The following is a 21,841-nucleotide window of genomic DNA, read 5'->3' as shown; positions in this document are numbered from 1 at the left end:
ACCGGGACCTCGACCACCGTCGTCACAGCCCGGCCGCCGCCAGGACGTCCAGGTGGTAGGCCTGCACCGGCCCGGCGTGCACGAGCTCGAGGTCGTCGAGCGCCTGCGCCGAGGTGAACGCCGCCGCCCGAGCGTGGTGGTGCACCTGCAGCACGCGGTCGAGGACGTCGGCGGCGTGGAACGCCCGCGCCTCGGGGACCTCGGCGGCCGGCCGCAGCGCCAGCACCTCCCGCACCCGGCCGGCCAGCGGCTCCGGCAGTGCGGCGAGCTCGCGCTCCTCCAGCGTGGCCATCACCCGCTCCAGCGCGTCGCCGAGCAGCACCTCGCCGGCGAACCCGGCGTCGGGCAGGACGGCGTTGTGCAGGTGGTGGGCCACGCCGAGCAGGAACGGCGCGACCGGGTCGGCACCCACCACCGGCGCCACCAGCACGCCGTAGACGGCGACGGTCAGGCAGTGGTCGCCGTGGCTCTCCGGCGGCTCGACCAGGATCCGCGGCTTGCCCGGCGCGGTCGCGCCCGCCCGCGGCTGGGCGTTGAGCGTCCCCGCGAGCGCCGGCGGAGCGGCGGCGGAGGGCAGCGGACCGAGCGCGGCCCGCAGCCGCTCGCGCAGCTCCGCGTCCAGCGGCCCGGCGACCTCGTCGAAGCCGCGGCGCAGCACGCCGAGCGCCTCGCCCTCGGAGAGCCCGGCCGTGGTGAGCACGCCGGTGTCGATGCCGGCCAGCCGGGCGCGGGCCACCGCGGCCGCGGTCTCGGAGTACGCCACGTCGGCGACGTCCTCACCGGAGACCAGCCGCGCCCACGTGCGCGCGAAGGCCTGCTCGGCCAGCGACCCCGGCGCGCCGGCCACGCGGATCCGCTTGGCGTCGCCGATCTCGGCGAGCAGCGGGCGGAGCTGGGCGAAGGGGTGCAGCGTCCCGGCGGGGGAGGGGGCGAGCCCGGTCACCGCGAGGTGGCGCCCGCGGCCAGCCAGTCGAGCAGCGTCGTCTCCTGGCGGTGGAACGCGTGCTCGGGGACGCCGCCGTCGGCGGTCATGGGGGCCTTGAAGAACCAGCCGAGGTGCCGCTGCACGCCGCCCTCGCCGCGCTGCTGAGCGAGGTCGGTGAGGCGGGCGAGCTCGACGGCCAGCGGTGCGGCCAGGATCGAGTCGCGGCACTGGAAGTCGACCTTGATCTGCATGCGCTGCCCGAGGAAGCCGACCAGGTCGATGGCGTCCCAGGCCTCCTTCTGGTCCCCGCGCGGCCGGTAGTAGTCGATCCGGACCACGTGGTCCTCGACCGGGTAGCCGAGGATCGAGTCCAGGACGCTGCCCTTGGTCTGCAGCTTGCTGTTGAGCGAGTCGGGGTCGTCGAGGGCCAGGCCGTCGCGGTTGCCCAGGATGTTGGTCGAGTACCAGCCCTCGACGGTCAGCGCGCGGGCGCGGAAGGCCGGCGCCAGCACCGTCTTCATCATCGTCTGGCCGGTCTTGCCGTCCTTGCCGGCGACCGGGACGCCGCGCTGCTCGGCGAGGGCCACCAGCGCCGGGACGTCGGCGGCCAACGACGGCGTGAAGTTGACGTAGCCCACGCCCTCGGCGATCGCCGCGTACGCGTACACCATCGCCGGGGTGATGGCCCGGTCGTCGGCGTCGAGGGCCGCCTCGAAGGCCTCGATCGTCTGCAGCGCCGGCGCGGCCGGGTCGGGCCAGCGCTCGGTGGAGGCGAGGTTCACCAGCACCAGGCCGTCGAGGGACTCCTCCTCGCGGAAGCGGCGCAGGTCGGCGCGGACGGCGTCGACCTGCGCGCGGCGGGTCTCGGCCAGCACCACGTTGCCGCCGGTGACGTTGCGGCAGAAGTCGGCGTCGCCGGCCGCCGGCCAGGGAGTCAGCGCCGACAGCGCCGGGCCGGCCTGCTCGAGCTGGTGGGCGTCGAGGACCCCGTGCTGCTCGGCGGCCTTGCGCAGGTCGGTGCCGTCGAGGTCCCAGCCGCGGACGACGAGGGAGTCGTAGCCGACCAGGCCGGTCGTCTCCTCGACAGGGCCGCCGGCCACCTGCAGCCCGGCCAGCGGGAGGCCGTCGGTGCCGGCGGCCCCCACCCGCAGGAGCTCCAGGCCCGCGACCGCGGTCGTCGCGACCGCACCCCCGAGCCCGACCACAGCGACACCGACGCGACGGGACTCCTGCACCACAACGACCTCCGCGGACCCGGGGGCTCGTCCCCCTCCCGGGATCGAGCCTGGCACAGCGGTTGTGCACCCGCTGGATGAGACCAAGATTCTGATTCGCAACCCGGTCGCGCACTGCGCGTCTTCCGGGCGACCACGCCAGGATGGAGGCCGGACCCGACCCGGAGGTGTTGCCGTGACCGTGCCGTACGCCGACCAGCCGGCCGCGATGGTCGTGCCGCGCTTCACCGTCCACCAGCGGATCACCGTCATGGTCAACCGCTACGAGGTGCGCGCGGTCGCGCCCGACGGGAGCCAGGGGGAGCTGCTGGCGATGGCCCAGCAGAAGCGCCTCAAGCTCAAGGAGGAGGTGGTCTTCACCGCCGACGAGGGCCGCACCCGGCCGGTCTTCTCCTTCCGGGCCCGGCAGCGGCTCGACGTGCACGCCGAGCACGACGTGTACGACGTGTACGGCCGGGTCCTCGGCTCGTTCAGCAAGCGCTTCGGCGCGAGCCTCCTGCGCTCCACCTGGGACCTGTCGGTGCCGGGGCTGACCGCCGTGGGCCGCGAGCGGCGGCCGGTCATCGCCGTCCTGCGGCGGATCTGGGACTTCATCCCGTTCCTGGGCGACATCTGGGTGCCCTTCGTCTTCCACTTCGACTTCACCGACACCGCCACCGGGCAGCCGGTGCTCGTCGTCGAGCGGCGCAAGTCGGTCCGCGACCGCTACGACGTCTCCGTGCCCGACCCGCGCCTGGACTTCCGCGTGGCCGCGTCGATGGCCGTGGCGCTGGACGCCCTGCAGTCGCGATGACGGGGTCGGCCGACCCCCCGGACGACTTCGCGGACGACTTCGCGGACGACTTCGACGGGACCGACCTCGACCGCGACGTCTGGGTCCCGCACTACCTGCCGCAGTGGAGCTCCCGTGCGGCGACGGCGGCCTGCTACGAGGTCCGCGACTCCTGCCTGCGGCTGTACCTCCCCGACGAGATGCCGCTGTGGTGCCCCGACGACCACCCGCCCCTGCGGGTCTCGGGCATCCAGTCCGGCGTCTTCTCCGGGCCGGTCGGCAGCACGGTCGGCCAGCAGCCGGTGCGCCCAGGGGCGCTCGTCCGCGAGGAGCAGCCCGCGCACTGGGGCTGGACGCCGCGCTACGGGCGGCTGGAGATGCGCGCCCGCGCGACCGTGACGCCGCGGTCGATGGTCGCCTGGTGGCTGGTCGGGCTCGAGGACTCCCCGGAGCGCTGCGGCGAGCTGTGCGTCGTGGAGGTGTTCGGCGACGCCGTCGACCCCGTCGCGGGCGCGGCATTGGGCATGGGCGTGCACCCCTTCCGCGACCCGCGGCTGGTCGACGACTTCGCCGCGCCCGCCCCGGGATCGACGTCGCCGAGTGGCACACCTACGCCGTCGACTGGCGGCCCGACGGCGCCGCGTTCTCCGTGGACGGCGAGGTCGTGCGCGAGGTGGCCGTCGTACCCGACTACCCGGTGCAGTCGATGGTCGCCGTCTTCGACTTCCCGGAGAAGGCGGTGCCGGGGGAGCCCTACGTCGTCCCCGAGCTCGTCGTCGACTCCTTCCGCGGGCGAAACCGGGTGACCGCGGGGCGGGGGCGCGGCTAGCCTCGCCCGCCGTGTCCCGCCGCACCTACCGCGTCATCGTGCGCGGCGTCTTCGACGGCCTCGACGACGACCGGCGCGCCTGGCTGCGCGACCGTGCCGCCGCGCACGACCTGTTCGCCTCCGCCTTCACCGAGGAGGGCAGCACCACCTACGACGGCGCGCTCTCGGCGTTCAGCCACCGCGTCGTCGTGCACGTCGACGCCGGGCCGGGGGAGGAGGCCGAGGCGTGCACCGCCGGGGAGCTGTCGGCGCTGCGGTGGCTCGAGGACGCCGGCGTCGGCTGGCGGCGGCTCCGCTCGACGGCGACCTGCACCGACGACGTGCGGATCCGGCGCCGCTGATGCTCAGACCGGCAGCGGGAAGACCAGGAGCGAGCTCGACGCCGTCGCCACGACCTTGCCCGCGGCGTCGAGGACCTGCCCCTCGGCGAAGGCCACCCGGCGGCCGGGCTTGACCACCGTGCCGACCGCGGTCAGCCGCCCGCTGGCCTGGGTGACCGCCCGCAGGTAGGTCACCTTCAGCTCGATCGAGGTGTAGCCGACCCCCTGCGGCAGCGTGGTGTGCACCGCGCACCCGGCGACGGTGTCGAGCAGCGTGCACACCAGCCCGCCGTGCACGACGCCGATCGGGTTGTAGACCGACTCGTCGACCGTGCAGCCGAACTCGACCCGGCCCTCCTCCACGGCGACGACGTCCATCTGCACGAGCGCGCCGATCGGGGCCGGCGGCAGCACGCCGTCGCGCACGGCCTGCAGCGTCTCCAGCCCGGAGCGCTCCCGGCCGCCGGCCGCGGTGACCATCGGGTCGTACCAGGTGACGGTGCGGGAGCGCGGCTCGCCCCAGGCGGCGGGTGGGCCGGTCACGGGGTCGGTCACGGGGTCGGTCTCAGTGCTCACGCCGCTCCTCCGCGGGCAGCCCGGACAGCGCCCGGCCGGCGGGGGTGAGCACGCGCTCGACCCGCGAGGAGTTGACCGGCTCGCCGCAGGTCCGGCACACCCACTCGGCGTCGACGGTGTGCTCCTCGTGCTCCCCGGGCGCGTGCGTGAGCCGCACCGGCGGCTCCTCGGCGGCCCAGCGGTCACCCCACTGCAGCAGCGCCTGCAGCACCGGCAGCAGGTCGCGGCCGGACGCGGTGAGGTGGTAACCCGAGCGGGGCGGGGAGTCGCTGTACTGCCGGCGCTCCAGCACCCCGGCGGCGACCAGTGCGTTCAGCCGCGCGGTCAGCCGGTCACGGGGCGCGCCCGTGCCGCGGGCGATGTCGCTGAAGCGGTGGTTGCCCAGCGAGACCTCCCGGACCACCAGCAGCGACCACCGCTCGCCGACCAGTTCCAGGGCGGCGGCGATGGTGCACGGGCGGCCGGGCAGGTCGGCGAGGTCGTAGAGCGCGGTCACACCAGTCAGTTTGCACGTCCAACCGACGCCGCGCTACCGTCGGTCATGGTTTGACATCCCAACCGAGGAGACAGGGTCGTGCGCGACGCCGTCATCGTGGAGGCCGTCCGGACGCCGGTCGGCAAGGGGAAGCCGGGCGGCTCGCTGTCCGGGGTGCACCCGGTCGACCTGCTCGCGCACACGCTGGAGACCCTCGTCGAGCGGGCCGGGCTCGACGCGGCGCTCGTCGACGACGTCGTCGCCGGCTGCGTGAGCCAGAACGGCGAGCAGGCGGCCAACGTGGCCCGCACCGCGGCGCTCGCGGCCGGGTTCCCGGAGTCGGTCCCCGGCACGACCGTGGACCGGCAGTGCGGCAGCAGCCAGCAGGCGCTCTCGTTCGCCGCTCAGGCGGTCCTCTCCGGCGCCCAGGACCTCGTGGTCGCCGCCGGCGTGGAGTCGATGAGCCGGGTCCCCATGGGCTCGAGCGTCCGGGGTGCCGACCCGGCGGGGGAGCGGTTCGCCGCGCGCTATCCCGAGGGCATGGTCGGCCAGGGCATCAGCGCCGAGCTCATCGCCGCCCGCTGGGACCTCTCCCGCGCCCGTCTCGACGAGTACGCCGCCCTCAGCCACCAGCGGGCCGCGCGGGCCTGGGCCGACGGGCGCTTCGACCGGCAGGTGGTCCCGGTCGAGGCACGGCAGGCCGACGGCTCGGTGGCGCTCGTGACCTCCGACGAGTCGGTGCGGCCCGGTACCGACGTCGACGTGCTGTCCCGGCTGCGCCCCGCCTTCGCCGACGACGCGATGGCCGCCCGGTTCCCCGGGATCGACTGGCGCGTCACCCCCGGCAACAGCAGCCCGCTCAACGACGGCGCCGCGGCGCTGCTGGTCACCACGAGCGAGCGGGCCCGCGAGCTGGGGCTCACCCCCCGGGTGCGCATCCACACCACCACGGTCGTCGGTGACGACCCGCTGCTCAAGCTCACCGCCGTCGTCCCGGCGACCGCCCGCGTGCTGCAGCGGGCCGGCCTGACCCTCGACGACGTCGACCTGTTCGAGGTCAACGAGGCCTTCGCCTCCGTCGTCCTCGCCTGGCAGGCCGAGACCGGCGTGCCTACGGAGAAGCTCAACGTGTACGGCGGTGGCATCTCCATCGGCCACCCGCTCGGGGCCAGCGGCGCCCGCATCGCCACGACGCTGGTCGACGCGATGCACGACCGCGGCGCCCGCTACGCCCTGCAGACGATGTGCGAGGCCGGCGGCCTGGCCGACGCCACCGTGTTCGAGCGCCTCTGAGACGCCGACGGGCGGGGGCCCCGGGTGGGGTCCCCGCCCGACGGCGGTGTGGTGCGGGAGCTCAGCTCTTCGGCCGCGCACCGGCGCGCAGGGCGCCGAGGAGGTCGTGGTTGAGCCGCGAGATGTTCTCCATCGAGATGCCCTTCGGGCAGCTGACGGAGCACTCCCCGATGTTGGTGCAGCCGCCGAAGCCCTCGAGGTCCTGCTGGTGGATCATGTTGACCACGCGGTCGTTGCGCTCGGGCTGGCCCTGCGGCATGAGGCCCAGGTGCACCACCTTCGCGGACGTGAACAGCATCGACGACGCGTTCGGGCAGGCCGCCACGCAGGCGCCGCAGCCGATGCAGGTCGCGGCGTCGAACGCGGCGTCGGAGTCCTTCTTGGCCACCAGGATCGAGTGCGCCTCGGGGGCGGTCCCGGTCGGGGCGCTGATGTAGCCGCCCGCCTGGATGATCCGGTCGAGGGCCGACCGGTCGACGGCGAGGTCCTTGATCAGGGGGAACGCCGTCGCGCGCCACGGCTCGACGTCGATCGTGTCGCCGTCCTTGAACGAGCGCATGTGCAGCTGGCAGGTCGCCGTCTGCGGGTGGCTGTCGAACAGCCCGTTGCCGTGCGCGCGGCCGTTGATCATGACGCCGCACGACCCGCAGATGCCCTCACGGCAGTCGTGGTCGAAGGAGACCGGGTCCTCGCCGTTCAGGATGAGCTGTTCGTTGAGCACGTCGAGCATCTCGAGGAACGACATGTCCGGGGAGACGTCGGTGACCTCGTAGGTCACCATCTGCCCCTTCTCTGCCGCGCTCCGCTGACGCCAGACACGCAGCTTGAGGTTCATCTACTTGTAGCTCCGCTGTGCGAGGTGGACGTACTCGAACTCGAGGTCTTCCTTGTGCAGGACCGGCGGGACGCCTTCCGGCGTCCACTCCCAGGCCGCGACGTAGGCGAAGTTCTCGTCGTCGCGCAGGGCCTCCCCGTCGGGGGTCTGGCTCTCGGCCCGGAAGTGCCCACCGCAGCTCTCGTTGCGGTGCAGGGCGTCGACGCACATGAGCTCGGCGAGCTCGATGAAGTCGGCGACGCGGCCGGCGTGCTCGAGGCTCTGGTTGAACCGCCCGGCCTCGCCGGGGACGCGCACGTTCGTCCAGAACTCCTGCCGGATCTCGGGGATCCGGTCGAGCGCCTTGCGCAGGCTCTCCTCCGAGCGCTCCATGCCGCAGAGGTCGAACATCAGCCGGCCCAGCTCGCGGTGGAACGACGCGGTGGTCCGGTTGCCGTTGATCGACAGCAGCCGCTCGGTCTGCGCGCGGACGCCCTCGAGCGCCTCGATCGCGGCCGGGTTGCTGTCGTCGACCTTGTCGAACGGGCCGGAGGCCAGGTAGTCGTTGATCGTGTTCGGCAGCACGAAGTAGCCGTCGGCCAGGCCCTGCATGAGGGCGCTGGCGCCGAGCCGGTTGGCGCCGTGGTCGGAGAAGTTGGCCTCACCGATCACGAACAGGCCCGGGATGGTCGACTGCAGGTCGTAGTCGACCCACAGCCCGCCCATCGTGTAGTGGACGGCCGGGTAGATCCGCATGGGGACCTCGTAGGGGTCCTCACCCGTGATCTGGGCGTACATGTCGAAGAGGTTGCCGTACTTCGCCTCGATGGCCGGGCGGCCCAGCCGCTCGATGGCCTCGGCGAAGTCCAGGTACACGCCCAGCCCGTTGGGGCCCACGCCGCGGCCCTCGTCGCAGACGTTCTTGGCCTGCCGCGAGGCGATGTCGCGGGGGACCAGGTTGCCGAACGAGGGGTAGATCCGCTCGAGGTAGTAGTCGCGCTCGGCCTCGGGGATCTGCCGCGGGTCGCGGGTGTCACCGCGCTCCTTGGGGACCCACACGCGGCCGTCGTTGCGCAGCGACTCGCTCATCAGCGTGAGCTTGGACTGGTACTCGCCGTGCACCGGGATGCAGGTCGGGTGGATCTGCGTGTAGCAGGGGTTGGCGAACAGCGCGCCGCGCTTGTGCGCCCGCCAGATCGCCGTGGCGTTGGAGCCCTTGGCGTTCGTGGACAGGTAGAAGACGTTGCTGTAGCCACCCGTGGCCAGCACGACGGCGTCGGCGAAGTGCGTGCTGATCTCGCCGGTGATCAGGTTCCGCGCGACGATGCCGCGGGCCTTCCCGTCGACGACGATCAGGTCGAGCATCTCGGTGCGCGCGTGCTGCTCGACCGTGCCGGCCGCCATCTGCCGCTCGAGGGCCTGATAGGCGCCGTAGAGCAGCTGCTGGCCCGTCTGGCCGCGGGCGTAGAACGTCCGCGACACCTGGGTGCCACCGAAGGAGCGGTTGTCGAGCAGGCCGCCGTACTCGCGGGCGAAGGGCACGCCCTGGGCGACGCACTGGTCGATGATCGCGGTGCTGACCTCGGCCAGCCGGTGCACGTTGTTCTCGCGGGCGCGGAAGTCGCCGCCCTTGACCGTGTCGTAGAACAGCCGGTGCACCGAGTCGCCGTCGTTGCGGTAGTTCTTGGCGGCGTTGATGCCGCCCTGCGCGGCCACGCTGTGGGCGCGGCGCGGGCTGTCCTGGTACCAGAACGACTTGACCTTGTAGCCGGCCTCGCCCAGCGTGGCGGCGGCCGCGCCGCCGGCCAGGCCGGTGCCGACGACGATGACCGTCAGCTTGCGGCGGTTGGCCGGGTTGACGAGCTTGGCCCGGAAGCGGCGCTCGCTCCAGCGCTCACCGATCGGGACGTCGGTCGGGGCCTTGGTGTCGGCGATCGGCTCGCCGACGGTGAACAGTTCGAGGGCCATGACGCGTGCTCCTACTCGATGATGCCGACGAGGACGCTGAGCGGCGGGATCAGGAAGCCCGCGGTCAGCACCACGGCGAACACCGTGGCGAAGGCGTTGACCGTGCGCTCACGGGTCCGGTTGCTCTGCCCCAGGGTCTGGGTCGCGCTCCAGATGCCGTGCCGCAGGTGGAACCCGAGCGCCAGCAGCGCGATCACGTAGACCGCCGTGACGATCGGGTTGGAGAAGCCGGCGATCGCCCGGTCGTAGGGCGTCGAGTCGGGCCCCTCGGGGTTCGCCACACCGAGCGTGAGGTCGAGGATGTGGTAGACGATGAACAGCGCGAGGATCACGCCGCCCCAGCGCATGGTGCGGGAGGCGTAGCTCTGGGCCACCGCCTTGCGGGCCACGTACTGGGTGGGACGGGCGCGCTTGGCCTGTCGCCACAGCGAGATCGCGGCCCACGCGTGCGCCACCACGGCGACGAGGAGGACGACGCGGATGATCCACAGCACCGTCTGGCCGGGGACGGCCGGCTCGCCGATCCGGCGGATCCACTCGGAGTAGCCGTTGAAGGTCTCCGCGCCGGCGAAGAGCTTCAGGTTCCCCACCATGTGCGCGATCAGGTACAGGACCAGGATGATCCCGCTGACCGCCATCACGGCCTTCTTCGCGACCGAGCTGGTCTTCGCGACCTTCGGGGTCCTGCGCTGGCCCGAGTTCGTCACCGTCACCACGGCGTCAAAGTTAGGCTCCACGACCCCGTGTCGGCCATGTGAACACGCAGTGACTCCCCTCATGTAAGGGAACCCTCAGCGCAGGTCAGGACGTTGCTGTCCGGCCGCGTCATGGGAGTCTGCCGACAGACCACCCACCACCCAGGAGGACGCGTGGCAGGACCGACCCGGGGTTTCCTCGGCCGCAGCAGGCGCGAGCGCGACCCCCGCCTCCCACCGGGCCAGTACGACGTCGGCGCCGACTGGCCCGTGCTGACCGCCGAGCCCACCCCGCGCATCACGCCGGAGACCTGGAGCATCACCGTCGACGGCCGGGTCGAGAACCCGACGACCTGGACCTGGGACGACGCCCACCGGCTCCCGCCCTCGGACTACCGCGGCGACATCCACTGCGTCACGACGTGGTCGAAGTTCGACACCCACTTCGCGGGCGTCAGCGTCGACACGCTGCTCGAGGCCGCCCGGCCCACCGCCGACGCGCACTTCGTCATGGCGACGGCCAAGACCGGCTACACCACCAACCTGCCGCTCGAGGACGTCACCGGCGGCAAGGCGTGGATCGTCTGGGAGTTCGACGGCAAGCCGCTGCCCGTCGAGCACGGCGGCCCGGTGCGGCTGCTCGTACCGCACCTCTACTTCTGGAAGAGCGCCAAGTGGGTCACCCGCCTGACGCTCCTGCAGCGCGACCAGCAGGGGTTCTGGGAGCAGAACGGCTACCACGACCGCGGCGACCCGTGGCGCGAGCAGCGCTACCAGGGTGACTGAGCCGGCGGGCGCGCGGGCCGGGATGGGCCCGCGCCTGCGGCGGGCACCGGCCGGGGGCTGGCGCACGGCGACGGTCCGCGAGGTCGACCGGCCCACCCCGCGCACCGTCCGGCTGCGGCTGGAGGTGCCCGACCGGGTCGACCACCTGGCCGGGCAGCACTACGTCGTCCGGCTCACCGCCGAGGACGGCTACCGCGCCCAGCGGTCCTACTCGCTGGCCTCCTCCCCGGGCGACCCGCTCGTCGAGCTGCTCGTCGAGCGGCTCGACGACGGCGAGGTGTCGGGCTACCTGGCCGACGTCGTGGAGCCCGGCGACACCCTCGAGGTGCGCGGGCCGATCGGCGGCTGGTTCGTGTGGGAGGGCGAGGAGCCCGCGCTGCTGGTCGGCGGGGGCACCGGCGTGGTGCCGTTCGTGGCGATGCTCCGCACGGCGCGCGAGCTGGGGCGCGAGGACCTGCTGCGGGTCGCCGTCTCCACGCGCACGGCGGCCGAGCTGCCCTACGCCGACGAGCTCCGCGCCGCCGGCGCGCTGGTGGTGACCACGCGGGAGCGCTCGGGGATCCGCCCGGCGGGCCGGCTGACCGCCGCGGACCTGGTGCCGCTGTGGGAGCCGGGCCAGACCGCCTTCGTCTGCGGGTCGACGGCGTTCGCCGAGGCCGCCAGCCAGCTGCTGGTCGGCCTGGGCGTGCCGGCGCCGGACATCCGGGTCGAGCGCTTCGGCCCCAGCGGCGCCTCGGGCTGAGCCCCGGCCCGGACGCCGGAGTCCGGGGGCCGCCCGGTCCGGGACCGGGGCCGCGGACGAGAATCGACGTCATGACGTCTGCCGTCCCGTCCGCCGTCGCGACCGCGCTCGAGGACGTCGACCCGGAGCTGCGCGCGGCGCTGCTGGCCTGCTGGACCGACGTCAGCAACGCCGGGGGCGCCGTCGGCTTCGTGCCGCCGGTGACCGCGGACGACGTCGCCCCCGCGCTCGACGCCCTGCTCACGCGGGTGGCGCAGGGCCGCGAGCGGGTGGTGGTGCTCCGGGTCGACGGCGAGCTGGCCGGCTGGGCGGTGCTGTCGCTGTCGGTCAGCCCGCTGCGCCGGCACTGGGCCACGGTGTTGCGGGTGCAGGTCCACCCCGCGCGGCAGGGGCAGGGCCTGGGCCGGGCGCTGATGACCGGCGTGCACGACGCCGCGCGGGACCTCGGGCTGGAGATGCTGCACCTCACGGTGCGCGGCGGCTACGGCCTCGAGGGGTTCTACGCGGGCCTGGGCTACCGGGAGTTCGGACGGATGCCCGGCGCCATCCGGGTGGCCCCGGGGGACGACCGCGAGGAGGTCCACCTGTTCGTGCGGCTCTGAGTCAGCCGGCGGCGGGGTCGGTCCCGTCGAGCGTGCCGCGGCTGGAGAGCACCGCGAGGCGGGCGAACAGCTCCTCGGCGTACCAGCCCTCCCGGGCGGTCCGCGTGACGACGGCGGCGTGCGGCGCCCGGTCGTAGGCGAAGGCGTTGAGCGACGCCGAGGAGTCCCAGACGCTGAAGGTCCCCTGCAGGCCCAGCGGTGCCTCGCCGATGCCGAGGGCCATCCGCAGGCCCGGCGCCTCGTGCAGGTCGGCCGACACCGGCGGCACCGCCGACCAGAACCGGGCCGCCCGCCGCAGCACCAGCCGCGCCCGGGTCACCGCGGCCACCGGCCCGTCCCAGCGCTGCGGCCGCGGGGCGCCGAACGGCTCGCGCCCCGACCACCGGCCGCGGGCGGCGAGCGGGCGCAGCCGCGCCGACCACTCCTCGTCGGCGATGCGCCGCCAGCTCGCGGCGACGGGGGAGCCGTCGAGCGCGTCCGCGGCGGCGTCGTCGTCCCAGACGGCGAGCAGGCCCCAGCGGCGCGGGTCGGCGTCGCGGACGGTGAAGGTCCGCCCGTCGCCGGTGCCCAGCAGCTTGGCGAACCGCAGCCCGGGCAGCCGGCCCAGCGCCGGGCGGACCGAGGCCATCCGCAGCGCCGCCCGCGGCACCGCGCGACGGGGGACGCCCCACAGGTGCAGGGTCACCAGAGGCTGCGGGGTCACGGGCCCATCCTCCACGCCGCGTGCGACGACCTCGGCTCGGTTGACGGACCGGGGTGCGGGTAAGCGGCGCGCATGCCACCGGTGGATGACGGGGACGGCGACGGCTGGACCCGCCCCGGGGTGGGCTCGGACCCGGCCCGGGACCCGGAGGTGGCCGAGAAGCCCGTCGAGGAGACGCTCACCCGGGCTATCGACGAGGGACGGCGCCGCATCTCGCGGAAGACCTGGCCGCTGCTCGCCACGGGCGTGCTCGGGGGCATCGACGTCGGCACCGGTGTGCTCGCCCTGCTGTTCGTCGAGCATGAGACGGGCAGCGTCGTGCTCGCCGGCCTGGCCTTCAGCATCGGCTTCATCGCGCTGAGCCTGGCGCGCAGCGAGCTGTTCACCGAGGACTTCCTCGTCCCCGTCACCACGGTCATCGCCCGGCAGGCGCGGTTCCGGATGCTGCTGCGGCTGTGGGCGGGCACGCTGGCCGCCAACCTGGTCGGCGGCTGGCTGTTCACCTACCTGGTCATGAAGGGGTTCCCGCAGTTCGCCGACACGGCCGTCAAGGCGGGGCACCACTACGTGCAGCTCGGGCTGGGCGTGACCGCGTTCTCCCTGGCCGTCCTCGGCGGGACCGTCATCACCCTGATGACCTGGATGCAGCACACGACCGAGTCGGCGGGGCTGCGGCTGGTCCCCGCGGTCACCGGCGGCTTCCTCCTCGCCGGCGCCCAGCTCAACCACGCCGTCGTCAACTCGCTGCTGATGTTCGCCGCGCTGCACACCGGCCGCGCGCCGTTCGGGTACCTGGAGTGGGCCCAGACCGCGGGACTGGCGGCGGCCGGGAACATCGTGGGCGGGGTCCTGCTCGTCACGCTGCTACGGGTCCTCCAGTCGCCGCACACCGTCCAGCGCGAGCGGGAGGAGCCCGCGGCCGGCGTGCCGGTGGGTGACGACCGGCGGCACGACCCCGGGGCACGCAGCGACCGGCCGACGGACGAGCCCGGGATCTGACCCGTCCCGGCCCGCCTGCCGGGCGACCGGCGCCGTCCTCGCCACACTGTCGGCGTGATCGGGGTCGACGGGCTGACCAAGCACTACCGCACACGGGTCGCCGTCGACGACGTATCCTTCACCGTCCACCCGGGCCGGGTGACCGGCTTCCTCGGTCCCAACGGCTCGGGCAAGACGACGACGATGCGCTGCGTGCTCGGGCTGACCCGGCCCACCGCCGGGACGGCGACGGTCCTCGGCGTGCCCTACCGCGACCTCGACGTCCCGATGCGGCGGGTCGGTGCCCTGGTCGACCCGCGGGCACGCCATCCCGGGCGCACCGCGCACGCCCACCTCACCGCGCTGGCGCAGAGCAACCGGCTGCCCGCGTACCGGGTCGACGAGGTGGTCGATCTGGTCGGCCTCGGCGCGGTGGCGCACGAGCGGGTGCGCGGCTTCTCCCTCGGCATGGCCCAGCGGCTGGGGATCGCCGTGGCGCTGCTCGGCGACCCCGAGGTGCTGCTGCTCGACGAGCCGGTCAACGGCCTGGACCCCGAGGGCATCCGGTGGGTGCGCGGGCTGCTGCGCGGCCTGGCCGACGAGGGCCGCACGGTGCTGGTGTCGAGCCACCTGATGAGCGAGATGGAGGACACCGCCGACCACCTGGTGGTGCTCGGCCGGGGCCGGCTGCTCGCCGACGTCGCGATGGCCGACCTGCTCGGCCGGCACGCCTCGGTGCGGGTGCGCAGCCCGCGGCTGCCGCTGCTGGGCGCCGCGCTGCAGCGGGCGGGGGCCGGGGTGTCGCTCGAGGCCGACGGCGCGCTGCGGGTCGAGGGGCTGGACCCGGCCGCCGTGGGCGACGTCGCCTTCGCCGCCGGGGTGCCGGTGCACGAGCTGTCCCCGGTGCTCGCCTCCCTGGAGGCCGCCTACCTGGAGCTGACCGGGGACGACGTCGAGTACCGGGCGGGCGTGGCGTGAGCGGGGTGCTGCGCAGCGAGTGGACCAAGCTGCGGACACTGCGCTCGACGTGGTGGTGCAGCGCCCTCTACCTGCTCGTCGTGGGCGCGTTCGGCTGGCTGGCCGCCGCCACGACGCCGTCGGCACCGGGTCCGGAGGCCGCCGTCGGGGTGGCCCTGATCGGCTTCGCCTTCGGCCAGGTGGTGCTCGTCGTGCTGGGCGTGCTCGCGGTGACCGGTGACCTCGGCGGCCCGATGGCGCTGGCGTCGCTGGCGGCCGTGCCCCGGCGCACGCGGCTGCTCGTCGCCAAGACGGCCGTCGTCACGGTCTGGGCGGCGCTGCTGACCGCGCTGCTGGCGGCGGTGTGCGTGCTGGCCGCCCGGACGCTGGTGGCGGTGCCCGGCGGGGTGCCGGCCGGCGACCCCGCCGTGCTGCGCGCCGCGGGGCTGCAGGTGGCCGGGGCCGCGCTGGTCACGGTGCTCGCCGCCGGGCTCGGCGCCGTGCTGCGCTCGACCGCCGGAGCCGTCGGGCTCGGGCTCGGGCTGGTGTTCGTCGGCCCGCCGGCGCTCGCGCTGGCCGGTGGGGGGACCGCCTCCCGGCTGTCGCAGGCGCTCCCGGCGCTGCGGGTGGGTGAGGACGCCTTCCTCGCCGTCCCGACCACCTGGCCGGTCGGGCTGGGGGTGGCCCTGGCCTGGGCGGCCGTCGCCTGGACGCTCGGCGCCGGCCTGCTCGAGCGCCGCGACGTCTAGCCCGCGCCGCCGACGATCGGGCAGCATCCCCGGCGCCGACCCCGAGGAGCCCGCGATGCCCGTCCCGACCACCGTCGAGGAGTACCTCGCCGCCCTGCCCGAGGAGGCGCGGACGGCGCTCGAGCAGGTGCGCGCGGCCGTCCTGCGCGGCATGCCCGGCGCCACCGAGACTATCCGCTACGGCATGCCGGCCGCGATGCTCGGCAGCCGCTACGGCCTGCACTACGCCGCCTGGAAGCGGCACGCGGCGCTCTACCCGGTGCCCGTGTTCGACGGGGACCTGGAGGCCGAGGTCGCGCCGCACCGCTCGGGCAAGGACGCCGTCCACCTGCCCTACCGCCGCCCGGTGCCCGAGGACCTCGTCGAGCGAGTGGCCGCGGCGGTCGCGGCCCGGCGCGGCTAGCGCGGGCCGAAGGCGGCCGCGCGGAACGCGTCGAACACCTCCGGCGGTGCGGGGGAGGACCACATCTGGTTGGTGAGCAGCACCGCGGTGGTGCCGGTGACCGGGTCGGTCCACCAGGTGCTGCCGAGGCCGCCGTCCCAGCCGAAGGAGCCGGCGTGCCGCCCCCCGGGCTCGTCGGTGCGGCGCACGCCGAGGCCGAGGCCCCACCCGCCGCCCTCGTCGTCGACCGGGCCGGCCTGCTCGGCGAGCATCGCCCGGACGGTGTCCTCGCGGAGCACCGGCTCCCCGCCGGCCAGCAGCACCCGCGCGAGGACGGCGAGGTCGTCGACGGTGGACACCAGCCCGTCCCCGCCGTCGGGGAAGGCCGGCGGGGTCGCCCACTGGCCGTCGGCGGCGTCGTAGAGGTCGCGGGCGCCGTCCTCTCCCGGCGGTGTCCAGTGCGGTCCGAGGCGGTCGCGCGCGGCCGCGGGCACGCCGAAGCCGGTGTCGGCCATCCCGAGCGGGACGAGCACCCGCTCGGCGAGCACCTCGGGCAGCGGCCGGCCGGCGGCGCGGGCCACGAGGACGCCGAGCACGCTGGCACCCAGGTGGTAGAGCCAGCGCTCGCCGGGCTGGTACGCCAGCGGCACGCCGGCCACCCGGCGCAGCCACTCGTCGGGCGGGGGAGCGGCCTGCGGTTGCGGCGGCCCGGTGGGCAGCCCGGTCTCGCCCAGTGCCCTCACGGTCGGCGTGGGCCAGGGCGCCGTGAAGTCGATGCCGAGCCCGAGCCGGAACGTGAGGACGTCGCGGACGGTGATCGGCCGCCGGGCGGGGACGGTCCCGGCGCCCGCGTCGGCGGGGTCGGCCAGCACCACGCGTCCGGCCAGCTCGGGGAGCAGCCGGTCCACGGGCTCGTCGAGGGCCAGCGTGCCGTCGTCGACGAGGGTGAGCGCGGCCGTGGCCACCACGGGCTTGGTGACCGAGGCGATGCGGAAGACGGTGTCGGGCCGCACCGGGTCCCCGCCGCCGGGGGTGTGCGTGCCCGCCGCGCCCCGGGCCACCTCGTCCCCGCGCCGCACCAGCCACGCGGCGCCCGGCACCGCCCCGGCCGCCACCGCGCCGGCCACCACCCGCTCGATCTCCTCGGCCAGTCCCACGTCCTGTCGACCGGCGCGGGAGCCCGCGTTCATCGGTGGCGGGCGGCCCGGCGCAGCGCGGACAGGTACCGGCGGGTCGCCAGGCCCTGCACGGCCCGGCTCACCGGGGGCACGGCACGCGCGGCCGGCGTGGCAAGCCGGGAGAACACCCGGATGGTGACGACGACGTCGCCGCTGTCGGTGAGCCGCACCGTGAAGCACTCCTCGCCGCTCTCCGGGTGCCCGGGCAGCGTGCCGTAGGCGAAGCCGCGCTCGTCGCCGGTCGTGGACGCCCACACGACGCGGCAGGGGACGTCGTAGCCCAGCCGCGGCAGCCCGGCGGTGAGGACGACGACCGTGCCGACCTCGCCCGCCGGTCCGGTGGCCCGCACGCGCAGGCCGACGCCGCGCTGCGGTGCCCAGGCGAGGAGGGCAGCGGCGACGCGCTCGAACGTCTCCCGCCCGCTGCCGACGACCTCGGTCCACTCGCCGGGCAGGTAGCCGGCCGGGAGCTCGGCGGCGCGCGTGGCACCGACCTCGGCGTAGGTGAGCGGCGTGTTCCGCAGGTCGGCGGGGGACACGGCCCGGAACAGGCCCATGGGTCCAGTCTGGACCGGCGTAGGTTGTCCGGCACTGTGCTGCCCGCCGTCACCGCCACCCGCTACGTCACCCCGCTGCGCGAGGGCGGCTCGCTGCCGGGGCTCATGGAGGCCGACGACCTCGGGACCTACGTGGTCAAGTGGCGGGCGGCCGGGCAGGGCGTGCGGGTGCTGGTGGCCGAGGTCGTGTGCGGCGAGCTGGCCCGGGCGCTCGCACTGCCGGTGCCCGCGCTGGTCACCGTCGACGTCGTGCCGGAGCTGGCCGTCGGCGAGCCCGACCCGGAGGTGCAGGAGCTGCTGCAGCGCTCGGCGGGGCGCAACCTCGGGCTGGACTACCTGCCCGGCGCGCTGGACTTCGAGGCCGGCGTGGGCGGGGTCGAGGCGGAGCTGGCCGGCCGGGTGCTGTGGTTCGACGCGCTCGTGGGCAACGTCGACCGGTCCTGGCGCAACCCCAACATGCTGTTCTGGCACGGCCGGCTGCAGCTCATCGACCACGGCGCCGCGCTGACGTTCCACCACCACTGGCCCGGTGCGCCGGCCGCCGTCGCGCGTCCCTACGACGCCGCGCAGCACGCCCTGCTCGAGTGCGGGCCCGACCTGGGGGCCGCCGACGCCGACCTCGCGCCGCGGGTCACCCGGCCGCTGCTGGAGCGGGTGCTGGCGCAGGTGCCCGACGCGTGGCTCGAGGGACCCGAGCCCCACGAGCCGCCGTCCGCCGTCCGCGAGCGCTACGTCGCCCAGCTGCTGGCCCGCCTGGCCGCCCGCGACGCCTGGCTGCCCGGCGTGGTGGCCGCGGCCGCCGCCGGGGTGGCCGCCGCCGGGCGCCGCGCGGGGAGAACCGGCCGGCCTGGCTCGGCCCGCCCCCGCCCGAGGGGGTGCGCCAGCGGTGAGCCGGGAGACGTTCGAGTACGCCGTCCTGCGGGTGGTGCCGCGGGTGGAGCGGGGCGAGGCGCTCAACGCCGGCGTCCTCGTCTACTGCCGGCAGCGCGACTACCTCGGCAGCCGCGTGCACCTCGACGTCGCCCGGCTGCGGGCGCTGGACCCGACCGCCGACCCCGACGCCATCGCCCGCGCCCTGCAGGCCGCCGCCGACGTGTGCGCCGCCGACCCCGCGGCCGGCGCCGCCGGGCGGGAGGCGCTGGGCTCGCGGTTCCGCTGGCTCACCGCGCCGCGCAGCACGGTCGTGCAGCCCGGCCCGGTGCACACCGGCCTCACCGAGGACCCCGACGCCGAGGCCGACCGCCTGCTCCGCCTGCTGGTCCTGCCGGTCGAGGACTAGGGGAGGAGCTCGTCGATCCGGCGGCCGAGCTCGAGGTCGAGGGCGCTCACGCCGCCCTCGGAGTGGCTGACCAGCGTCAGGTGCAGGGTCCGCCAGCGCAGGTCGACGTCGGGGTGGTGGTCCATCTCCTCGGCGACGTCGGCGATCGCGACGATGCCTGCCACCGCGGCCCGGAACGAGGTCAGCTGGACCGTCCGGTGCAGGCCCGTCACGTCGCCGGACCACAGCGGCAGCGCGCGCAGGCCCGCCGCGACCTCGCCGGGGGACAGGCGCGGCGGCCGGGGCACGTCGGGCGCTCCTAGAGGTGCAGGCCGCACTCGGTCTTGCCGCGGCCGGCCCAGCGTCCCGCGCGCGGGTCCTCGCCGGGCGCGACCGGGCGGGTGCACGGCGCGCAGCCGATCGAGGCGTAGCCGATCTCCTGCAGCGGGTTGACCGGCACCTGGTGCTCGGCGATGTAGGCGTCGACGTCGTCCTGCGTCCAGGCCGCCAGCGGGTTGACCTTGACCATCCCGCGCTTGGCGTCCCAGTCGACGACCCGCGTGCCCGCACGCGTGGCCGCCTCGTCTCGGCGCACGCCCGAGCCCCAGGCGGCGTAGCCGGCCAGCGCGGCGGCCAGGGGCTGCACCTTGCGCAGCGAGCAGCACAGGTCCGGGTCGCGGTCGTGCAGCGCCGGGCCGTGCTCGGCGTCCTGCTCGGCGACCGTCCGCGGCGGCGTCACGTTCACGAGGGTGATGGGCAGGACGCTGGTGATCCAGTCGCGCGTGCCGATCGTCTCGGCGAAGTGGTAGCCGGTGTCGAGGAAGACCACGTGGACGCCGGGGACCGCGCGCGAGGCGAGGTGCGCGAGCAGCCCGTCGGCCATCGAGGAGGTGACGGCGAAGTCGTCGCCGAAGGTCTCGCCGGCCCAGCGCAGCACGGCGAGCGCCTGCTCGACGGGGTCGGCGATGCCCTCGAAGCGGGCGTCGGCGTCGGCCGCGAGCTCCGGCGTCGGCGCGATGGGCCTGATCTCCTCCACGGCCGTCACTCCTGCACCCCCGTCGCGATCAGGCGGACCGAGAAGGCCCGCAGGCAGGCGCCGCAGCGCCACCCCTCCTCGTGCGGGGTGAGCTCCTCGTCGCCGCAGTACGGGCAGTGGAACACCGGCAGCTGCCGGGTCCTTCCCGGCGTCGGCTCCTCGCTCACAGCAGCCATGCCTCCTCGGCACGGGAGACGTAGTGGGCGAAGGACTCGCCGGGCGTGCGCCGCTCGAGGAACCCGCGCAGCAGCCGCTCGCAGTAGTCGGCGGTCTCGGCCTTGGTCACCTTGTGGCCGCGGAACTTGCGGCCGAAGGTGGCCTCCACGCCGAGGTGCCCGCCCAGGTGCACCTGGAAGCCCTCGACCATCTCGCCGTTGTCGTCGCGGACCATCGAGCCCTTGAAGCCGATGTCGGCGGTCTGGAACCGGGCGCAGCTGTTCGGGCAGCCGTTGACGTTGATGCCGATGGGGGTGTCGAAGTCCGGCAGCCGCTTCTCCAGCTCGGCGTACAGGTCCTGGGCGTGCTGCTTGGTCTCGACGATCGCGAGCTTGCAGAACTCCAGGCCGGTGCAGGCCATGGTCCCGCGGCGGAACGCGCTCGGGCGGACCTGGAGGTCGTGCTCGGCCAGGGCCGCGACGAGGTCCTCGACCTTCTCGTCCGGCACGTCGAGGATCACCAGCTTCTGCTGGGTCGTGGTCCGGATCCGCCCCTCGCCGTACTCGTCGGCGAGGTCGGCGATCGTGGTCAGCAGCGAGCCGCTGATCCGGCCGGTGCGCAGCGCGAAGCCGACGGCGTTGCGCCCGTCCTTCTGCCGCGCGACGCCGACGTGGTCGCGCTGGTCGTGCTTCGCCGGGGCGGGCGCCGGGCCGTCGGGCAGCGCCTCGTGCAGGTACTCGTCCTGCAGGACCTGCCGGAACCTCTCCGGGCCCCAGTCGGCCATGAGGAACTTGATCCGGGCGCGGTTGCGCTGCCGGCGGTAGCCGTAGTCGCGGAAGATCGCGGTGCAGGCCGCCCACACGTCGGTGACCTGGTCGGGCCGGACGAAGACGCCGATGCGCTGGGCGAACATCGGGTTGGTCGACAGGCCGCCGCCCACCCACAGGTCGTAGCCGGCCTCGCCCGCCTCGTTCACGACACCGACGAAGGAGACGTCGTCGATCTCCGGCTCGGTGCAGTGGTCGACGCAGCCGGACATCGACGTCTTCCACTTGCGCGGCAGGTTGCTGAACTCGGGGTTGCCGACGTACTTCTCGACCGTCTCGGCGATGACGTCGGTGGCGTCGAGGACCTCGTCCTCGAGGACCCCGGCGAGCGGGCAGCCGAGCATCACGCGCGGCACGTCACCGCACGCCTCCATCGTGCTCAGGCCGACCGACTCCAGGCGCCGCCAGATCTCGGGCACGTCCTCGATGCGGATCCAGTGGTACTGGACGTTCTGCCGGTCGGTGACGTCGGCGACGTCCCGGCCGAACTCGGTGCTGATGCCGCCGAGGACCCGCAGGGCCTCGCTGGTCAGCTGCCCGCCGTCGATGCGGGCCCGCATCATGAAGAAGGAGTCCTCGAGCTCCTCCGGTTCCAGCACGGCGGTCTTGCCGCCGGGGATGCCCTGGGCGCGCTGGGTGTAGAGGCCCATCCAGCGCATGCGGCCGCGCAGGTCACCCGGGTCGATGCCGTCGAAGCCGGTCTTCGAGTAGATGTCGAGGATGCGCTGACGGACCTCGAGCCCGTCGGAGTCCTTCTTCATCCGCTCGTTCGGGTTGAGCGGCTCCCGATAGCCGAGCGCCCACTGGCCCTGGCCGCGGACGGGCCGGCTGGAACGGGGAGGAGCGGACACGGTGCACTACTTCCTGCGCCGTCCCCGCCGGGCTCGCACACCCGGCGGGAGGGCGCTGCCAGGTCGGGTCGCGGCCCGGGGCCGCGGGGGAGGACTGGTGGTCAGCGCGCGGCGCGACAGACGGCGCTGCTGACGAGGGCCAGGTCGATGTGCAGACGCGCGACGAGCAGGCTGCCG

At 74.7% G+C, this 21,841-nt stretch carries 26 protein-coding genes and 1 pseudogene; 13 read left to right on the top strand and 14 right to left on the bottom strand.

Translation table 11 applies throughout. The features are described from left to right. Positions 1-22: 22 nt before the first annotated feature. Together JD79_RS01625 and JD79_RS01620 are read right to left on the bottom strand one after the other, a co-directional pair. Entirely contained in the window at positions 23-943 is a 921-nt protein-coding gene (locus JD79_RS01625) for a hypothetical protein (protein WP_170149073.1), read from the bottom strand. Continuing rightward, positions 940-2,130, bottom strand: coding sequence for an inositol-3-phosphate synthase (locus tag JD79_RS01620; protein ID WP_245899525.1), 1,191 nt, complete (start codon positions 2,128-2,130; stop codon positions 940-942). The genes JD79_RS01625 and JD79_RS01620 overlap by 4 nt, the downstream gene beginning before the upstream one ends. 205 nt (positions 2,131-2,335) lie before the next feature. On the opposite strand from JD79_RS01620, the gene JD79_RS01615 reads away from it, so the two are divergent. The 3 genes from JD79_RS01615 to JD79_RS01605 all read left to right on the top strand — a co-directional run bounded on the left by JD79_RS01615 (position 2,336) and on the right by JD79_RS01605 (position 4,102). Further along, complete coding sequence (locus JD79_RS01615) at positions 2,336-2,953, top strand: LURP-one-related family protein (RefSeq protein WP_245899523.1); 618 nt, start codon at positions 2,336-2,338, stop codon at positions 2,951-2,953. A gap of 103 nt (positions 2,954-3,056) precedes the next feature. After that, entirely contained in the window at positions 3,057-3,761 is a 705-nt protein-coding gene (locus JD79_RS23275; protein ID WP_425454163.1) for a family 16 glycosylhydrolase, read from the top strand. An 11-nt stretch (positions 3,762-3,772) separates the two neighbouring features. Further along, positions 3,773-4,102: a DUF6204 family protein gene (locus JD79_RS01605; RefSeq protein WP_110004125.1), complete on the top strand. Its 330-nt coding sequence runs from the start codon at positions 3,773-3,775 to the stop codon at positions 4,100-4,102. A 3-nt stretch (positions 4,103-4,105) separates the two neighbouring features. Here JD79_RS01605 and JD79_RS01600 read toward each other — a convergent pair whose 3' ends face one another. After that, complete coding sequence (locus JD79_RS01600) at positions 4,106-4,657, bottom strand: PaaI family thioesterase (protein ID WP_245899520.1); 552 nt, start codon at positions 4,655-4,657, stop codon at positions 4,106-4,108. Continuing rightward, positions 4,647-5,153 (bottom strand): winged helix-turn-helix transcriptional regulator, encoded by a 507-nt coding sequence (locus tag JD79_RS01595; RefSeq protein ID WP_110004124.1) that lies wholly within the window; start codon positions 5,151-5,153, stop codon positions 4,647-4,649. Before JD79_RS01595 ends, JD79_RS01600 begins: the two co-directional genes overlap by 11 nt. Before the next feature lie 78 nt (positions 5,154-5,231). Between JD79_RS01595 and JD79_RS01590 the strand changes: the two genes are divergently transcribed. Beyond that, complete coding sequence (locus tag JD79_RS01590) at positions 5,232-6,425, top strand: thiolase family protein (RefSeq protein WP_110004123.1); 1,194 nt, start codon at positions 5,232-5,234, stop codon at positions 6,423-6,425. 61 nt (positions 6,426-6,486) lie between these two features. On the opposite strand, the gene JD79_RS01585 is transcribed toward JD79_RS01590, so the two are convergent. The 3 genes from JD79_RS01585 to JD79_RS01575 are packed head-to-tail and all read right to left on the bottom strand — an operon-like array spanning position 6,487 to position 9,923. Further along, complete coding sequence (locus JD79_RS01585) at positions 6,487-7,260, bottom strand: succinate dehydrogenase/fumarate reductase iron-sulfur subunit (RefSeq protein WP_110004122.1); 774 nt, start codon at positions 7,258-7,260, stop codon at positions 6,487-6,489. Further along, entirely contained in the window at positions 7,261-9,207 is a 1,947-nt protein-coding gene (locus JD79_RS01580; protein WP_110004121.1) for a fumarate reductase/succinate dehydrogenase flavoprotein subunit, read from the bottom strand. It abuts the gene before it with no gap. Between the two features lie 11 nt (positions 9,208-9,218). Continuing rightward, the gene (locus JD79_RS01575; protein WP_245899518.1) at positions 9,219-9,923 is read right to left on the bottom strand and encodes a succinate dehydrogenase cytochrome b subunit; all 705 of its coding nucleotides are present in this window, start codon (positions 9,921-9,923) and stop codon (positions 9,219-9,221) included. A gap of 153 nt (positions 9,924-10,076) precedes the next feature. On the opposite strand from JD79_RS01575, the gene JD79_RS01570 reads away from it, so the two are divergent. The 3 genes from JD79_RS01570 to JD79_RS01560 all read left to right on the top strand — a co-directional run bounded on the left by JD79_RS01570 (position 10,077) and on the right by JD79_RS01560 (position 12,032). Beyond that, complete coding sequence (locus JD79_RS01570; RefSeq protein WP_110004119.1) at positions 10,077-10,688, top strand: sulfite oxidase-like oxidoreductase; 612 nt, start codon at positions 10,077-10,079, stop codon at positions 10,686-10,688. Beyond that, on the top strand, positions 10,681-11,430 hold the full coding sequence (locus JD79_RS01565; RefSeq protein ID WP_245899516.1) for an FAD-binding oxidoreductase: 750 nt from the start codon (positions 10,681-10,683) through the stop codon (positions 11,428-11,430). The genes JD79_RS01570 and JD79_RS01565 overlap by 8 nt, the downstream gene beginning before the upstream one ends. 71 nt (positions 11,431-11,501) lie before the next feature. Further along, positions 11,502-12,032 carry a GNAT family N-acetyltransferase gene (locus tag JD79_RS01560; RefSeq protein ID WP_110004117.1) on the top strand — a complete coding sequence of 177 codons (531 nt, stop codon included), beginning with the start codon at positions 11,502-11,504 and terminating at the stop codon, positions 12,030-12,032. 1 nt (position 12,033) lies between these two features. Here the strand turns inward: JD79_RS01560 and JD79_RS01555 are convergent, their stop codons facing one another. Then, complete coding sequence (locus JD79_RS01555; RefSeq protein WP_110004116.1) at positions 12,034-12,735, bottom strand: monooxygenase; 702 nt, start codon at positions 12,733-12,735, stop codon at positions 12,034-12,036. Positions 12,736-12,807: 72 nt separating this feature from the next. On the opposite strand from JD79_RS01555, the gene JD79_RS01550 reads away from it, so the two are divergent. The 4 genes from JD79_RS01550 to JD79_RS01535 are packed head-to-tail and all read left to right on the top strand — an operon-like array spanning position 12,808 to position 15,822. Further along, complete coding sequence (locus JD79_RS01550) at positions 12,808-13,734, top strand: formate/nitrite transporter family protein (RefSeq protein WP_110004115.1); 927 nt, start codon at positions 12,808-12,810, stop codon at positions 13,732-13,734. A gap of 54 nt (positions 13,735-13,788) precedes the next feature. Further along, positions 13,789-14,691, top strand: a complete 903-nt coding sequence (locus JD79_RS01545) for an ATP-binding cassette domain-containing protein (protein ID WP_110004114.1) — start codon at positions 13,789-13,791, stop codon at positions 14,689-14,691. Between the two features lie 5 nt (positions 14,692-14,696). Continuing rightward, complete coding sequence (locus tag JD79_RS01540; RefSeq protein WP_146220359.1) at positions 14,697-15,419, top strand: ABC transporter permease; 723 nt, start codon at positions 14,697-14,699, stop codon at positions 15,417-15,419. A gap of 55 nt (positions 15,420-15,474) precedes the next feature. Further along, positions 15,475-15,822 carry an iron chaperone gene (locus tag JD79_RS01535; protein WP_110004112.1) on the top strand — a complete coding sequence of 116 codons (348 nt, stop codon included), beginning with the start codon at positions 15,475-15,477 and terminating at the stop codon, positions 15,820-15,822. Here the strand turns inward: JD79_RS01535 and JD79_RS01530 are convergent. Then, positions 15,819-16,958, bottom strand: a complete 1,140-nt coding sequence (locus JD79_RS01530) for a serine hydrolase domain-containing protein (protein WP_211307818.1) — start codon at positions 16,956-16,958, stop codon at positions 15,819-15,821. The genes JD79_RS01535 and JD79_RS01530 overlap by 4 nt on opposite strands. Before the next feature lie 29 nt (positions 16,959-16,987). Beyond that, positions 16,988-17,536 carry a DUF1990 domain-containing protein gene (locus JD79_RS01525; protein ID WP_110004110.1) on the bottom strand — a complete coding sequence of 183 codons (549 nt, stop codon included), beginning with the start codon at positions 17,534-17,536 and terminating at the stop codon, positions 16,988-16,990. Between the two features lie 105 nt (positions 17,537-17,641). Between JD79_RS01525 and JD79_RS24375 the strand changes: the two are divergent. Both JD79_RS24375 and JD79_RS01515 read left to right on the top strand, forming a co-directional pair. Continuing rightward, positions 17,642-18,250 (top strand): annotated as a pseudogene (locus JD79_RS24375) (HipA family kinase); the annotation flags it as partial. A gap of 172 nt (positions 18,251-18,422) precedes the next feature. Next, positions 18,423-18,815 carry a DUF3037 domain-containing protein gene (locus tag JD79_RS01515; protein WP_110004109.1) on the top strand — a complete coding sequence of 131 codons (393 nt, stop codon included), beginning with the start codon at positions 18,423-18,425 and terminating at the stop codon, positions 18,813-18,815. Here the strand turns inward: JD79_RS01515 and JD79_RS01510 are convergent. From JD79_RS01510 to JD79_RS01495, 4 genes are read right to left on the bottom strand one after another with little or no spacing between them, the layout of a single operon-like run. Next, a complete protein-coding gene (locus JD79_RS01510; protein WP_110004108.1) occupies positions 18,812-19,102 on the bottom strand; it encodes a 4a-hydroxytetrahydrobiopterin dehydratase in 291 nt (96 codons plus the stop codon). The two genes, JD79_RS01515 and JD79_RS01510, sit on opposite strands and share 4 nt — an antisense overlap. An 11-nt stretch (positions 19,103-19,113) precedes the next feature. Then, positions 19,114-19,830 carry a phosphoadenylyl-sulfate reductase gene (locus JD79_RS01505; protein ID WP_245899514.1) on the bottom strand — a complete coding sequence of 239 codons (717 nt, stop codon included), beginning with the start codon at positions 19,828-19,830 and terminating at the stop codon, positions 19,114-19,116. Between the two features lie 5 nt (positions 19,831-19,835). Then, on the bottom strand, positions 19,836-20,006 hold the full coding sequence (locus JD79_RS01500; protein WP_170149071.1) for an Insertion element protein: 171 nt from the start codon (positions 20,004-20,006) through the stop codon (positions 19,836-19,838). Continuing rightward, positions 19,994-21,664, bottom strand: coding sequence for a nitrite/sulfite reductase (locus JD79_RS01495; RefSeq protein WP_110004106.1), 1,671 nt, complete (start codon positions 21,662-21,664; stop codon positions 19,994-19,996). The genes JD79_RS01500 and JD79_RS01495 overlap by 13 nt, the downstream gene beginning before the upstream one ends. Positions 21,665-21,841 lie beyond the last annotated feature (177 nt).

Source organism: Geodermatophilus normandii, from assembly GCF_003182485.1.
Classification (GTDB): Bacteria; Actinomycetota; Actinomycetes; order Mycobacteriales; family Geodermatophilaceae; genus Geodermatophilus; species Geodermatophilus normandii.
Note: the sequence above shows the minus strand (reverse complement) of the source record. Positions and strands in the feature narration are given on the sequence as shown.